Source organism: Pseudomonas profundi, from assembly GCF_008638305.1.
Classification (GTDB): Bacteria; Pseudomonadota; Gammaproteobacteria; order Pseudomonadales; family Pseudomonadaceae; genus Halopseudomonas; species Halopseudomonas profundi.
On the sequence record NZ_VTPZ01000025.1, the window covers coordinates 1 to 15,691 of the forward strand.

6 protein-coding genes, 6 pseudogenes and 1 other annotated feature are annotated in these 15,691 nt (G+C 59.5%); of the genes and pseudogenes, 9 read left to right on the forward strand and 3 right to left on the reverse strand.

Translation table 11 applies throughout. The annotated features are described in order from the left end of the window. Positions 1-150 precede the first annotated feature (150 nt). Positions 151-1,620 carry an AMP nucleosidase gene (amn, locus tag FZE95_RS19070; RefSeq protein WP_150302384.1) on the reverse strand — a complete coding sequence of 490 codons (1,470 nt, stop codon included), beginning with the start codon at positions 1,618-1,620 and terminating at the stop codon, positions 151-153. Positions 1,621-2,126: 506 nt separating this feature from the next. On the opposite strand from amn, the gene argA reads away from it, so the two are divergent. Beyond that, a complete protein-coding gene (gene argA / locus FZE95_RS19075; protein ID WP_150302385.1) occupies positions 2,127-3,413 on the forward strand; it encodes an amino-acid N-acetyltransferase in 1,287 nt (428 codons plus the stop codon). 131 nt (positions 3,414-3,544) lie between these two features. Continuing rightward, positions 3,545-5,383: a dihydroxy-acid dehydratase gene (gene ilvD / locus FZE95_RS19080; protein ID WP_150302390.1), complete on the forward strand. Its 1,839-nt coding sequence runs from the start codon at positions 3,545-3,547 to the stop codon at positions 5,381-5,383. Between the two features lie 53 nt (positions 5,384-5,436). On the opposite strand, the gene FZE95_RS19085 is transcribed toward ilvD, so the two are convergent. Beyond that, positions 5,437-5,949, reverse strand: coding sequence for a dihydrofolate reductase (locus tag FZE95_RS19085; protein WP_150302386.1), 513 nt, complete (start codon positions 5,947-5,949; stop codon positions 5,437-5,439). Next, positions 5,946-6,227: pseudogene (gene thyA, locus FZE95_RS19090) on the reverse strand (thymidylate synthase); the annotation flags it as partial. The gene FZE95_RS19085 and the pseudogene thyA, both read right to left, overlap by 4 nt. A gap of 1,668 nt (positions 6,228-7,895) precedes the next feature. Between thyA and FZE95_RS19095 the strand changes: the two are divergent. The 7 genes and pseudogenes from FZE95_RS19095 to FZE95_RS19120 all read left to right on the forward strand — a co-directional run. Further along, positions 7,896-8,114, forward strand: coding sequence for a BPSL0761 family protein (locus tag FZE95_RS19095; protein WP_150302388.1), 219 nt, complete (start codon positions 7,896-7,898; stop codon positions 8,112-8,114). A 538-nt stretch (positions 8,115-8,652) separates the two neighbouring features. Further along, a pseudogene (locus FZE95_RS19100) lies at positions 8,653-9,485 on the forward strand (IS3-like element ISPst4 family transposase); the annotation flags it as partial. Beyond that, positions 8,931-9,047: a sequence feature (AL1L pseudoknot), on the forward strand. (Overlaps the previous pseudogene by 117 nt.) Positions 9,486-9,616: 131 nt before the next feature. After that, entirely contained in the window at positions 9,617-10,756 is a 1,140-nt protein-coding gene (locus FZE95_RS19105; protein WP_150302389.1) for a glutathione-independent formaldehyde dehydrogenase, read from the forward strand. Positions 10,757-11,424: 668 nt separating this feature from the next. Further along, positions 11,425-13,062, forward strand: a pseudogene (locus tag FZE95_RS19110) (VRR-NUC domain-containing protein). Then, positions 13,059-13,637, forward strand: a pseudogene (locus FZE95_RS19865) (ATP-dependent DNA helicase); the annotation flags it as partial. The pseudogenes FZE95_RS19110 and FZE95_RS19865, both read left to right, overlap by 4 nt. 8 nt (positions 13,638-13,645) lie before the next feature. Continuing rightward, positions 13,646-14,310 (forward strand): annotated as a pseudogene (locus FZE95_RS19870) (excinuclease ABC subunit A); the annotation flags it as partial. A gap of 1 nt (position 14,311) precedes the next feature. Further along, positions 14,312-15,691, forward strand: a pseudogene (locus FZE95_RS19120) (excinuclease ABC subunit A); the annotation flags it as partial.

Here is a 15,691-nt window from a genome sequence, read left to right on the forward strand (position 1 = left end):
AGCCTGAAAGGGGTTGTGGTGAACCATAGAATCTCCCACAGAATACTATCGTGCTGCACTTACCAACTGTAGGAGGGGCGACTCGCCGCGATGGCGTCTGCAAGACGCCCTGGGTTCAACTCAGGCTGCGGCATTCGCGGTCACGCAGCCCTACCTGAACGGCGGCTCATCAAAACTACGCAGCTTGCGCGAATGCAGCGAGTTGAGCTGAGTGCGCAGCAGATCCAGCGCCGCAATGCCGATATGCAAATGCTGGGTAACGGCTCGTTCATAGAAGGCTCCAGCCGCGCCAGGCAGCTTGATCTCGCTATGTAGAGGCTTGTCGGAGACGCAGAGCAAGGTCCCGTATGGCACCCGTAAACGGTAGCCCTGGGCAGCAATGGTCCCGCTTTCCATGTCCACTGCAATGGCGCGCGCCTGATTGATCAACGGGCGCTCCTGAGCCCAGCGCAACTCCCAGTTACGGTCGTCATAGGTGAGTACCGTGCCGGTGCGCAGGCGGCGCTTGAGATCGTCGCCGCGGTCACCGGTGATTTGCGCGGCAGCTTCCTGCAGGGCCATCTGGATCTCGGCCAACGCAGGCAGCGGAATGTGCGGCGGCAGCACCCGATCAAGAATGCCGTCGCGACGCATATATGCGTGGGCCAGCACATAGTCGCCGATATTCTGCGACTGACGTAGCCCGCCGCAATGACCGATCATCAGCCAGCAGTGTGGGCGCAGCACCGCGAGGTGGTCGGTAATGTTCTTGGCATTGGAGGGGCCAACACCGATATTGACCAGGGTAATACCGTGCCCGTCCTCGGCAATCAGGTGATAAGCCGGCATCTGATAACGGTGCCAGACGACGCCTTCGACCAGCGCCGTTACCTCGGCTTCATCCATGCCGCGCTCGATCACCACGTTGCCAGGCATGACCATGCGCAGAAAGCGCGAATCGCTGGCGAGCATGTCCAGACCATGGCGAATGAACTGGTCGACATACCGGTGGTAGTTGGTCAGCAGAATCCACGGCTGCACATGTTTCCAGTCACTACCGGTGTAATGCACCAGTCGCCGCAGGGAAAAATCCACCCGCGAGGCATCGAATAGCGCTAACGGCAGTTGTTCGGTGTTCTCCCAGTCGTGCAGCCCGTCGGCATTGCTGTCGCTGACAGCTGACAGATCGGTACTGGGAAAATACCGCGCCAGCTCACGGGCGGTAACGCCGGAGCCGGCGAGTTCGTTCCCCTGATCCACTACGTAGGGGTAAGGAATGTTCTGCTCGCTGACCCCGACCTCGACCTTGACGGTGTAGTCGCGCATCAAGGGTCCCAACTGCTCCAGCAGATACTTTCTGAAAGCACGCGGGTGGGTCACGGTCACACTGTAAGTGCCGGGCACCTGCACCTTGGCGTAGGCACGCACGCTGGTGGCGGCTTCGCCCTGGGTGTCGTAGGTCAGACGCAGCTCCGGATAACGAAACAGCTGACTCTGCGCCTCGCTCGGTAGCGTACGGTCCTTCAGATAATGCTTGAGTGCCTGGCTCAGGGCAGAGGTAGCTTGTTCATACAGCGTCGCCAGGCGATCGACTGCTTCATCAGCCGAGTTAACAACAATCGGGGCGGGATTCTGGCTCACGTTGACCTCTCTTCAATGGCTCTGTTGAGGCTATCTTGCCCTTGTTACATCCTTTTGGCATAGCCTTGCGCGACGAGGGTCTGTTCCCGTTTCATCGCGAGCCGCGTTGCTGTGTCAAATGGCGCAAGGCCGGGCGGCGATCCGCAAGGCGCGGGATGCAGGTAATGGTTGTTCCCTTGCCAAGTCCCGCAACGCCGCGTGGCGGCATTTGACGCGCAACCTAGGCGGCCCCACCCGTAGGGACGGGGCCCGTTTAGCGCAGCACTGCGTTACTCGTCGCTCATTTGGAACAACCACAAAAACGCCTGGAGCGTTTTTGCGCGCAAGCCCCGAAGGGGTGAAGCACTTGGATGTGCTGAACAAATTTCGCTCCTCGCGCCTTATTCTGCACCAAACGGGCCTCTGTCGCGGCCGCGATGAAACGGGAACAGACCCTAGGCAACACACAGCGCTTGAAGCGCATCGCGGAATGTCCCTAAACTGCTGCTTTTGCACGGAAGATCCGCATGCACGATTACGTCAACTGGTTCCGCCATTCGACGCCCTATATCAATACCCATCGGGACCGCGTCTTCGTCATGCTGCTGCCGGGGGAAGCCCTCGCGCATCCGAACTTCACCAACATCATGCATGACATCATGCTGCTCAACAGTCTGGGCGTACGGCTGGTGCTGGTGCACGGTTCGCGACCACAGATTGAAGAGCGACAGGCTGCGCGCGGCATCGATTCACACTACCACCGGGACCTGCGGATTACCGACAGCGACACGCTCGCCTGCGTCATGGATGCGGTCGGCAGCCTGCGCATCGCGATCGAAGCCCGGCTCTGTACTGCATCGGGGCAAGGCTCCAGACTGCGCGTGGTCAGCGGTAATTTCGTGACAGCCAAGCCTATCGGGGTCGTCGACGGAGTTGATTTCCATCACACCGGCGAAGTGCGCCGCATCGACCGCAAGGCGATCAGCGCCCATCTGGATGAAAACTCCATAGTGCTGCTCTCACCCATAGGTTATTCGCCGACCGGTGAAGTATTCAACCTGGCATGTGAAGACGTTGCCACCAGCGCGGCCAGTGCCCTGGACGCGGACAAACTGATCCTGTTCGGTCCTGACGCAGGCATCCTGGACGCCGAGGGTTCGCTCTTACGCGAGCTGAAACCGACCCGCGCCATGCCCATGCTCAAAACGCTTGGTAACAGCCTGCCGGGCGCCCTGCTCACAGCGGCTTGCAAGGCCTGCAACAACGGCCTTCGCCGCAGCCACATCATCAGTTTTGCCGAAGACGGCGCCCTGCTGACCGAGCTGTTCACCCGAGATGGCGGCGGCACCCTGGTGACTCAGGAGAACTTCGAACAGGTCCGTACCGCAACGGTGGAGGACGTAGCGGGCCTGCTGGAACTGCTTCGCCCGCTTGAGGAAGCCGGCATTCTGGTGCGGCGCTCACGGGAGGTGCTGGAGACCGAAATAAGCCAGTTCACATTGATTGAGCGCGACGGCATGATCATCGGCTGCGCAGCGCTCTACCCGCTTGAAGACTCCAGCGCGGCGGAGCTTGCCTGCGTGGCGATCGATCCGAATTACCGTCACGGCGGTCGCGGCGATCAGCTACTGGAGCATGTCGAGTCCCAGGCGCGTGCACTCAAGCTCGATACGCTCTTCGTGCTCACCACGCGCACCGCCCACTGGTTCCGGGAACGCGGGTTTATTCCCAGCAGTGTGGAGCGGCTGCCAGCCAAGCGCGCTTCGCTGTACAACTATCAGCGCAATTCCAAGGTGTTTGAAAAGGCGCTCTAAGCGTGCCGCCGCAGCGCGGCAGAACTGCCGCGCGCCCCTTACCATTGACGTCTGACGCGCCGCTACTGCCTGCCCGCGACTGATTTGGTATGCTTGCCCACCGCTTCGCAACGCACAACGAGATAACCGTCATGCCTGATTACCGCTCGAAAACATCCACCTTCGGCCGCAACATGGCCGGTGCCCGCGCACTGTGGCGCGCGACGGGCATGAAGGATGAGGATTTCAAGAAACCGATCATTGCCGTCGCCAACTCCTTTACCCAGTTCGTGCCCGGGCACGTACACCTGAAGGACATGGGACAGCTGGTGGCGCGGGAAATCGAGCGTGCCGGCGGTGTGGCCAAGGAATTCAACACCATCGCGGTCGATGACGGCATCGCCATGGGCCATGACGGTATGCTCTATTCGCTGCCATCGCGCGAGATCATCGCCGATTCAGTGGAATACATGGTCAATGCCCACTGCGCTGATGCCATTGTCTGCATCTCCAACTGCGACAAGATCACCCCCGGCATGCTGATGGCCGCGCTGCGCCTGAACATCCCGGTTGTATTCGTTTCCGGCGGCCCGATGGAAGCAGGCAAAACCAAGCTTGCTGCCCATGGTCTGGACCTTGTCGATGCCATGGTCATCGCTGCGGACGATAGCGCCAGCGACGAGAAAGTCGCGGAATACGAGCGCAGCGCCTGCCCGACCTGCGGCTCCTGCTCCGGCATGTTTACTGCCAACTCCATGAACTGTCTGACCGAAGCCCTGGGCCTCGCCCTCCCCGGTAACGGCTCGATGCTGGCGACCCATAGCGACCGCGAACAGTTGTTCCTGCAAGCGGGCCGCACCGTCGTCGACCTGTGCCGCCGTTATTACGCCGAAGGGGACGAGAGCGTGCTGCCACGCAATATCGCGAACGTGCGTGCATTCGAGAATGCCATGACGCTGGATATCGCCATGGGCGGCTCCACCAACACCATTCTGCATCTGCTCGCCGCCGCGCAGGAAGCCGAGATTGATTTCGATCTGCGGGCCATCGACGATCTGTCCCGCCGCGTGCCGCAGCTGTGCAAGGTCGCGCCCAATATCCAGAAATATCACATGGAAGACGTGCACCGTGCCGGCGGCATCTTCAGCATTCTTGGCTCACTGGCCCGCGGCGGCCTGCTACACACCGACGCCGCTACGGTACACAGCCCGAGCATGGAAGAAGCCATCGCCAAGTGGGATATCACCCAGACCGATGATGAAGAGGTGCTGACTTTTTTCCGCGCCGGCCCCGCAGGCATCCCCACGCAGACCGCCTTCAGCCAGTCGACCCGTTGGGACTCACTGGATGATGACCGTGCCAACGGCTGCATCCGCAGTGTGGAGCATGCCTACTCCAGCGAGGGCGGCCTGGCTGTACTGTACGGCAACATCGCGCTGGACGGCTGCGTGGTCAAGACCGCCGGGGTGGATGAGTCCATCCATGTTTTTGAAGGCAACGCCCGCATCTACGAGAGCCAGGACTCGGCGGTCAAAGGCATTCTTGCCGATGAGGTGAAGCCGCGCGACGTAGTCATCATCCGCTACGAAGGGCCCAAGGGCGGTCCGGGCATGCAGGAAATGCTCTATCCAACCAGCTACCTGAAATCCAAGGGTCTGGGTGCTGATTGCGCGTTACTGACTGACGGACGTTTCTCTGGCGGGACTTCCGGCCTGTCCATCGGCCACGCTTCTCCGGAAGCTGCCGCAGGCGGCGCTATCGGCCTGGTACGCAATGGCGACAAGATCCTTATCGACATCCCGAACCGCAGCATCAATCTGCTGGTGAGTGATGAAGAGCTGGCGCAGCGTCGCGCGGAACAGGACAAGAAAGGCTGGAAGCCTGTCGAGATACGCCCGCGCAAGGTCAGCACAGCGCTGAAAGCCTATGCGCTGCTGGCTACCAGTGCGGACAAGGGGGCGGTGCGGAACAAGGCAATGCTGGAGGATTAAACTGGCATTCCGAGGGCGGTAACCCGCCCCGGAATCTCCTCGAGTATCTGCTTTCAGATCCGATCAAGCACCTGATAACGGTGCGCCGGGTAATCCTCTCCCGCCGCTACGGCCCGCTCCTCGACCAGTTTCCACTGCTCATCGGGCAATTCCGGGAACCAGGCATCGCCATCAGGCTCAGCCTCGACCAGGGTGAGGTAAATGCGGTCGGTCTGGCCAAGCATCTGCTCATAGAGGTTGGCGCCGCCGATGATCATGATTTCATCGACGCTATCCAGCTCGGCCTGATTCCTGGCCGCAAACAATGCCTCCTCCAACGAGCCCGCTACCTTGGCGCCCGGCAGCTCAAGATTCGGCTGGCCTGACACGACGATATTGGTGCGGCCCGGCAACGGTCGCCCGAGCGAATCGAAGGTCTTGCGGCCCATGACGATCGGCTTGCCCCAGGTCATGCTGCGGAAATACTTGAGGTCCTCCGGCAGATGCCAGGGCAACTGATTGTCGCGCCCGATCACCCGGTTAAGCCCCATGGCAGCGATCATGGCAACGCGCACAGACCCCGTCATACGGCCACCGGCGCCTTGATGTGCGGATGCGCTTCGTAGTTCTGCAGACTGAAGTCCTCAAACTGGAAAGCGAATAAGTCTGTCACCTCGGGATTGAGCACCATCCGCGGTAGCGGGAAAGGGTCGCGGGTCAGCTGCAGGTCGGTCTGCTCGATATGGTTGGCATACAGATGGCAATCGCCACCGGTCCAGATGAACTCACCCGGCTCAAGCTGGCATACCTGGGCGACCATCAGCGTGAGCAAGGCGTAGCTGGCAATATTGAAGGGCACGCCAAGCGGCCATACACCCCCGGGTTTCTGCACACTACGTGCGGACATGGTACCTTCACGGAAAAAATGTATGTGTGCATTTTTCACTATGCACACGCGCCACACAAGGTCTTTTTTTGTCTCGCTCAACAGCCGCACCATCATGTTCCTATACCCCCAGCGGACAAAACTAATATCATAGCTTGACCCCTGGCCGCCAACGCTTCGCGCGCCGGGGCGGCTTCGATGCAACCCGACTAGGTTGCTCATCCCGCCTCCCCTCAGCTGATCGTAATCAGATTGGTATTTTTGTTCATCCGGACCCCGGAGACTAGGGGAACGCCGGCCGCGCTCCTTCGAAAGTATTCTACTGCGTCGACTATTCTCACAGTCACTATTTATCGGTGCCTGCTGCAATCTTTGCGAAGCTGAATACGGCTCATCGGCACATTAAGATGCTTCGAGTACAGTTTGCGCACGGCTTCGCAAGTAGGCGTCAGCGCTTGGTCTATGTTTCGAGAACTGCGAATTGGTGTCAAAGCTGGATGCGAGCGAGGCCTGTGTGGTTTATTTTCGTGAGACCGACATGTCGTTGGGTGCTGATCCTCGGCTGGCATCCATTCGTGGTTTTACCCACGTTTCGTCGCTCTCTCTCAAGAGTGCAAAGACTATTGTGGTATGAAACAGCGTGATTGGTGCCATTTTTCCGCCTTTTTGAGCAACTATTGGGCAAGTCTCCCTGCTGCTTTCGCGTATCGTGGTATTACCCACATTCTGAAAAAATAAGTGGGCATTCCGATTATCTGGTTGATAATCTCTTGCCCGAAGCCCGGCTTCAGCCGGTGACCTCAACGGATTCCCTAGTTTATAGCGCACTCATACCCACCAGTTTGTTCTAGACGGTGTGAAGGACTCAACGTACCGATTCATTGCGTGTGGCTTGAACGGAGCCCTTCACTTGTACTAGGTAGGCCAATGCCTGGATGGGGCAAGGAGGCATGGCCCACATTCGCTCAGAAAAACGCGTGAACGCAACACGGTTTCGACACTCCGCTCTGCAGGTACAGAGCGAAGATATCGCCTGCCCCACCTGGCGTGTTATCGTTGTCGCCTCGTGAATCCGCTTGATGCCCCAGTCGAGCTTTCTCCCGCAAAGGTCCGCTTCTCACGCCAGCTCATGCCGACCTTCGAGCCGTCGCCGCCGGCCGAGCGACACGCTTCCCGAGGCAGTCCAAGTACAATCAATTTGGAGCGCTGCGCCTCTAACAATGCTTGAGGGCGTCAAGAAGTCGCTGGGCATTAAACACAAGCAGCTATCATATCGAATAGGACGTCAGGCTGGTCGGCGCACCAGCAAACCGGCACTCAAAATTGGAAGGCGATTCCAGTAATGAATATGATCAGAGAAATGAAATGCACGACTACCGCGAACCGTGGTTGCGACGCCTGCCGATCCAACTCTACAGCGGGTCGCGAACTCCAGTTCGCTACGTTGCAAGCCGACTGGAGCCAGGGCTCTCGGCATAAGGGAGAAACCTACCGACTTCAATTATGCGAGAGCTGTTTTTTTGGGACGTTGGGCTATGTCAGACAATTGCGGCGCTCGCACCACATGTTCGAGGAGGACTACGACGCCAGCGCAGACGTTCGCTTGGGTTTGATTGTTGAGGATGGCCATTGCGATGAGGAAAAGACATGACGATGCCCGACGAACGGACGCGCTCCATTATTCAAGCCAGAGAGTTTTTAATCGCTCTGCGTCACGATAAGTCGTTGCCTGAAAGCGTACGCGATCAAGCGTATCGCCTACTACGACATTACCCGACCGCCGAAGAGGTGCTGCTTGCTGGAAAGAAAGAAGAACTGCGCGAAGAGAGTCTCATGGGTCGTTTTCTGAGCTCGCGGGCTGATTAGCGCTCTGCAACTCAATTTGATGCAGCGAGAGCGCCGGCGCCGTAGTCAGGCCTGGGCAATATGATACAACCTATGTTCACTTCCACGCTCAAACCGGCGTCAAAGTCCGAAACCCATAGATTTTATACCATTGGCCAGACTTGGCCGGGTGTACCGTCAACATCGTTCAGCGCAGTGTTGTTCGTTTCGTAGCTGGCTATGACAGACCGGTATCGGCCCAGAGTGTGTAAAAACACTTTCACATCTTGTATGCCCCAGCCCACTGCGCCTGGGCGTAGTGATTTCCCGAGCATTTGCCACGATCAGCGCCGGTGGCGCGTCAGAGCGCTTATAAAGCACTGTGGTACCTCTTGGGACAGTAAAAACCGGGGCTTTTACGCCGTCATCGCCTTCAATAAGCCTTCGGTACCCATGATTTTCATCACCCGCTTCAAATTATAGGCAAGCACATTCAAGCTCATTTCTGCACTCACCCCGTTCAGCTTTCGTGAATCACCCCGGGTTTCGTGGAGGCCTCAGCTCTTGAGAAGATGAGGCCATGAGAAAGACTACTACCTACTCCCCTGAAGTCCGTGAGCGTGCTGTGCGCATGGTTCTGGAACACCTGAACGACTATCCGTCCGAGTGGGCAGCCATTGAGGCCATCGCTCCGAAGATTGGCTGTGCCGCGCAAACCCTGCATGGCTGGATTCGTCGCCAGCAGACCGATGCGGGGCAGCGCCCCGGTCAGACCAGTGAAGAGCGCGAGCGCATCAGAGCCCTAGAGCGCGAAAACCGCGAACTGCGTAAGGCAAACGAGATATTGCGCCTGGCCAGTGCGTATTTTGCCCAGGCGGAGCTCGACCGCCGCACCAAGTCCTGAGGGCGTTTGTCGATCAGCATCGTGACCGTCTCGGGGTCGAGTCGATCTGCCGCGTGTTGCAGATCGCCCCGTCCGGTTACCGCAGGCACGTGGCTCAACAGCGCAACCCGGCACTGCGCTGTTGTCGTGCTCAGCGCGATGACGCATTGACCCTGGAAATCCAGCGAGTGTGGGATGCCAATATGCAGTGCTATGGCGCGGTGAAGGTCTGGAAGCAGCTGCGGCGAGAAGGCATCGAGGTCGCCAGATGCACGGTGGAGCGGTTAATGCGTCGGGCCGGATTGCAGGGCATTAGACGTGGCCAGATCGTGCAGACAACGGTGGCCGGCGACAAGGCCCTTTGCCCGCTGGATCGTGTCCAACGCCAGTTCCATGCCGACCGCCCGAACCAGTTGTGGGTGTCGGACTTCACCTATGTATCGACCTGGCAGGGCTGGCTGTACGTGGCGTTCGTGATCGACGTCTTTGCACGGCGGATCGTCGGCTGGCGAGTCAGTACCAGCATGAAGAAGCCTCGAACGCGGTACCGCCCGTCAGGCTTTGACCAGTTTTCCGGAACAAAGCGCGTTGCATGGGAGACGAACCAAGGTAGGAGCGAAAGCGCAATCGGCGCTCCTTTAAACTGACTTGGAGAACCCAGATGAAAGCAATCGTCTACAACGGCCCGCGTGACGTCAGCGTCCAGAACGTCCCAGATGCGAAGATCGAGAGACCAACGGATGCTCTCGTTCGAGTCACATCCACGAATCTTTGTGGTTCCGATCTGCACATGTACGAAGGCAGAACCACCTTCGAGACGGGTCGAGTCTTCGGTCACGAGAACCTCGGTGAGGTGGTCGAGGTAGGTGCAGGAGTTGAGCGCGTTAAGGTTGGAGACATGGTCTGCTTGCCCTTCAACATCGGCTGTGGTTTTTGTGAAAACTGCGAGAAAGGACTTACCGGCTATTGCTTGACCGCCAATCCAGGCAGCGCTGGTGCCGCCTACGGCTTTGCAGAGATGGGCACTTATGACGGTGGCCAGGCCGAGCTGCTGCGAGTTCCCTTCGCGGACTTCAACTGTCTCGTGCTGCCTGAGGATGCGAAGGAGCGCGAGGACGACTACGTCATGCTCTCCGACATTTTCCCCACGGGATGGCACGCAACAAGGCTGGCGGGGCTGCAAGCAGGCGAGTCCATTGCCATCTACGGCGCAGGCCCGGTCGGCTTGATGGCGGCGCACTCCGCGCTTATCCAAGGCGCTTCGCAGGTCTTCGTAATAGACGATCAACCAGACCGCTTGAAACTGGCTGCCCAGATGGGGGCCACGCCAATCAATTCCGTCGAGCAGAAGGCTGTCGATGAAATCCTGAATTACACCGATGGTAAAGGCACGGATCGTGGGTGCGAATGCGTGGGCTACCAGTGCTGCGACAAACATGGCCACGAGGTGAATCACCTGACCATGAACAACCTCGTCGCCTCGACCAAGGCAACCGGTGGTATCGGAGTAGTCGGGGTATTCGTTCCCCAAGATCCGGGTGCCAAGAACGAGTTAGCCAAAGAAGGGAAGATGGCTTTCGACTTCGGTTCCTTCTGGTTCAAAGGGCAGAAAATCGGCACCGGGCAAGCCAACGTCAAGGCGTACAACCGCCAGTTGGCTGAGCTAATTCATCACGGGCGTGCCGCACCCTCGCAGATCGTTTCCCATCGATTGAAGCTGGATGATGGCCCAAGTGCTTATAAGCACTTCGATGCACGAGACAAGGGGTGGACGAAGGTTGTGATGAAGCCTGCGGCTTAGTGTTTTGAGTAGCCGTCTCCTGCTCGGGGCGGCTACTCGGATGCTGTATCGTTCGAATCCATGCGAGCATCAATGATGCTCAGGCAGGATCCAAGTTTCGCCGGTCATGAAACATCGTTCTGAGCGACTCGTGGCGACTTTGGAAATCTGCCAATCGCCATGCTGTTCCTAAGCTTGAGTACCGACGGTTTGTGATCCTGATGAGAGAACGAATCGAATCTGCCAACCAGCAGCATCTTGTATTAGTCAGTTAGCAATGGATCTAAGGATTATTGCTGCGTGAGCTCCAGTCGCTGCCTTATGGTGAATCATCTCTATGGTATCGCGACTGACCGCTATTGGCCCAGAGTGTGTAAAAACGCTTCGTCAAAATTGAAGTACTCGCGTCTACGTGAAATCTGGAGTTTATCGGCACGTCAGCAAATGTGGATTTCTCCCAGATGCACGATTTCTAGCTTGTGTTTGAGTACCTGCCGCACTTGAAAACGTTTTTACACAGTCTCGGCCGGTACCTGCCTAACGCGACAGGCAGATACCGGCCGGGAGTCGCCAGTAGCATCGGGCTGGAGTTGGCCACTTTCACCTGCTGATACCGTCAGCTTCTGCGCCAGTTGATCCTCGGCACCGCAACACGGACAATCCTGTACAAGAATACAGTGATCACTACCATGTCCGTCTCGTTAGCCCCTGAGCTTTACTACCTCAGCAATTTCCGTACGGCACTCGCCTGGGTGGCTGAGCGCTATGCAGATCTACTGGCGGATGAAGAACGTGCCTTTCTCGACACCTTCAATACCCTGCCCTGGCCATCCCAGGCCTTGCTGGTGCGCATGATTAGCGCAAGGGCTGTCATTTTCGTCTGAGCAAGCTCGTTTACCCGGAAATCGGCGACTGCCTGGCTGCTGCCGATCCACTGCTTGAACAGGGATGGATCACCGAGCAGGCGCTGCTCACAGCCGATGAGATTGCCGAGCTGCTGCGCAAGGATGAGGTGCTGACTCATATGCCGCTCACAGACCGCCGCGCGGCGCAGAAAAAGGCCGAGCTGCTCGAACAACTGCGCGCAATGGAGCTACCTGCCCAGACCTTCACGGACTGGTGCCCTATGTTGGATGATCAGTTACTCAGCCTGATGGTGGGCGAGTTGTGTGATCGTTTGCGCCTGATGTTCTTTGGCAATCTGGCTCAGGACTGGTCCGAGTTCGTGCTGACGGATCTGGGCATCTACCGTTACGAATCGGTGGACATAGGCCCGGAGTCACGTGGTTTTCAGTGCCGCCAGGATCTTGAGGATTACCTGCACCTGCGCCAGTTACGCGTCAGCGTTGAGCAAGGCGCAGACCTGGCGGACATTGTGCCGCCGTTGCTGGCGTTCAGTTCAAGCAACCCATACCTTTGCAGCCGCCAATCGCACCTGCTGTTTCAGATCGCCCAGCAACTGGAGAAGAGCGTTGAGCTGGAGCAGGCCCTGCTGCTTTATCAGCAAAGCGCGCATGGCGAAGCCCGCTGGCGACAGATTCGCGTACTGGAACAACTGGGGCGCGATGCCGAGGCCTATGATCAGGCCCTGGCCTTTAGCCAAACCCCAGGCAGCGATGAAGAAAGCCAGCGCCTGGAACGAGCCCTCACCCGCCTGCAGCGCAAGCTCGGCCTGCAGATGGTGAAAAAGCCCAAGGCTGCGAGCGAAACCCGCATCGACTTGGTATTGCCGGCGCCGACACATGGCAGTGTGGAGATAGCTGTGAGTGCACCTGCAGCAGGATGATGCTCCGGTGCACTATGTGGAAAATGCCCTGCTCTGCAGCCTGTTCGGCTTGCTGTGCTGGGAGGCGATCTTCGCACCGCTGCCGGGGTCATTTTTTCACCCGTTCCACAGTGGCCCGGTGGACCTGCACAGCCCGGACTTTTATGCGCGCCGCCAACACCTGTTCAAACGCTGTCTACTGCAACTTGAACAACCCGACTACAGGCAATTGATCAAGGCTCGGTATCAGGAAAAGTTCGGCCTGCAATCACCCTTCGTCTTTTGGGGCATGCTCGATGAGGCGCGCCTGGGACTAGCCCTGCAGTGCATTCCCGCTGCACACCTGCACGCCTGTTTTACCCGCCTGCTGCGAGATCTGAAAGCCAACCGCGCCGGCATGCCCGATCTGATCCAGTTTTATCCGCAGGAACATCGCTACCGGATGATTGAGGTCAAAGGCCCCGGCGACCGCCTGCAGGACAACCAGAAACGCTGGCTCAGTTTCGCGGCTGAGCACGGTATCGCCGTTGTAGTTTGCTACGTGCGCTGGGCCGAGGCATGAGCTATCGGGTAGCGGTGCGGGCACTGTGCGAGTTCACCGCCAAGGAAGGTGACCTGGATCTGCGCTTCACCCCTTCCCCCACCGCTCAGGAAGGCATGGCTGGGCACCAGACAGTGGTTGATCGGCGGGGAGACGGCTATATCGCCGAGTTACCTCTAAGTGGCAGCTACCCCGGCCTGCTGGTCAGCGGCAGGGCCGACGGGTACGATCCGCAAGAGCGGCGCCTAGAAGAGATCAAAACCCACCGTGGCGATATCAGCCGCATTCCGGCCAACCACCGGCTGCTGCATTGGGCGCAGGTCAAGGTCGACGGCTGGCTGCTCTGCCAGCAGCTTGAGCTGGAAGAGTTGGAATTGGCTGTGGTGTATTTCGACGTGATGAGTCACGCCGAGCATGCCTTCAGCGACCACTTCACAGCCGCTGAACTGGAAGACTTCTTCAATCAGCAGTGCCAATTGTTTCTGAGCGGGGCTGAACAGGAAGAAGCACACCGCATCAAGCGTGACGAGCATCTGCAGAGCATCAGTTTTCCCTACCACTCAGGAGGTCCTGTCCTGAGCGGGGCGAACTACAGGATAAGAACATGCCAAACAATTCTTTCGGTGAATCCTCTTGTACCGCTGCGGCCAGCGGCCTCGTGCAGGTGCGTGGCGCGCGCGAGAACAACCTCAAAGAGGTGGACGTCTCTATCCCGCGGAATGCGCTGGTGGTGTTCTCGGGTGTCTCCGGCTCCGGGAAGTCCTCGCTGGCCTTCGGCACCATCTATGCCGAGGCGCAGCGACGCTACTTTGAGTCGGTGGCCCCCTATGCACGGCGCCTGATCGACCAGGCGGGCGTGCCGGACGTAGATGCGATCGACGGCCTGCCACCAGCGGTGGCGCTGCAGCAGCAGCGGGGGTCCAGCAATGCGCGTTCCTCCGTGGGCAGTGTGACCACCCTGTCCAGCCTGGTGCGGATGATGTATTCGCGCGCCGGCGCCTATCCCGCCAATCAGCCGATGCTGTACGCCGAGGATTTTTCGCCGAACACGCCGCAGGGGGCGTGCCCGACCTGCCACGGCTTGGGTCATGTGTACGAGGTGTCCGAGGCGATCATGGTGCCCGACCCCTCCCTGAGCATCCGTGAGCGGGCGATTGCTTCCTGGCCACCCGCCTGGCAGGGCCAGAACCTGCGCGACATCCTGGTCAGCATGGGCTACGACGTTGACCGGCCGTGGAAGGACCTGCCGAAAAAGGATCGCGACTGGATNGCCGTGGAAGGACCTGCCGAAAAAGGATCGCGACTGGATTCTGTTCACCGAGGAAACACCAACGGTGCCGGTGTACGCCGGTTTCACGCCTGCCGAAACCCGTACCGCGCTCAAACGCAAGATGGAGCCGAGCTACATGGGCACCTTCACCGGCGCCCGGCGGTATGTGTTGCACACCTTCGCCAATACCCAGAGCGCGCTGATGAGAAAGCGCGTATCCCGGTTCATGGAGGGCAAGCCGTGCCCCACCTGCCACGGCAAGAGGCTCAAGCCCGAAGCGCTGTCGGTCACCTTCGCTGGGGTGGACATCGGCGCGTTTATGCAGATGCCGCTGGACCACTTGGCGGCATTGCTCGAACCCATCGCACAGGGCGATTTCCGCGCCCATGCAGCGGGTGCGGCTACGGACAAGGAAGCGACCCGGCGCGAGCGTGCCGAACGCGCTGCCACCGGCCATGCGGTCCATGCGGTATCGCCCGACGTGCGCCGTACCTCCGCGCTGTCGGAAGAAAAGCGCCTCGCCGCACAGCGCCTGGCTGGAGGCGTGATGGCGCGCCTGCGCCAACTGCGCGAGCTAGGCCTGGGCTACCTGACGCTGGACCGGGCCACGCCGACGCTTTCGGCCGGCGAGTTGCAACGCTTGCGGTTGGCCACGCAATTAAGTTCCCTGCTGTTCGGCGTCGTGTACGTACTTGACGAACCCTCGGCGGGCCTGCATCCCTCCGACAGCCAGGCCCTGTACGATGCACTCGACCGGCTGCGCGACGCGGGCAACTCGGTGTTTGTGGTGGAGCACGACCTGGACCTGATGCGCCGCGCGCAATGGCTCGTGGATGTCGGGCCGGAGGCCGGGGAGCGTGGCGGCCGCGTGCTCTACAGCGGCGAGCCGGATGGCCTGCGCAAGATTGCCGAATCGCGTACTGCACGTTACCTGTTTGACGAAATTCCCGCACCCGGAAGCCGAGCACGCGAAGCGACCGGCTGGTTGGAGCTGCAGGGCATCCACCGCCATAACCTGCATGGCGTGGATGCGCGCATTCCGCTGGGCGTGCTGACAGCCGTTACCGGCATCTCTGGCTCCGGCAAATCCAGCCTCATCGCGCAGGCCCTGCCGGAATTGGTGCTGCTGCACCTGGGCCACGAGCCTGAAGACGATGCCGCCGAAAGCGCCACCAGCGAAGGGCCGGCAGTGGTCGAAGCGACCGGCGGCCATCTGGCGGGCGACGTGGACGCCATACAGCGCCTGGTGCAGGTGGACCAGAAGCCGATCGGGCGCACGCCGCGGTCGAACCTGGCTACCTACACGGGTCTGTTCGACCATGTGCGCAAGCTGTTCGCCGCCACGCCCGATGCTCGACGCCGCCGCTATGATGCCGGACG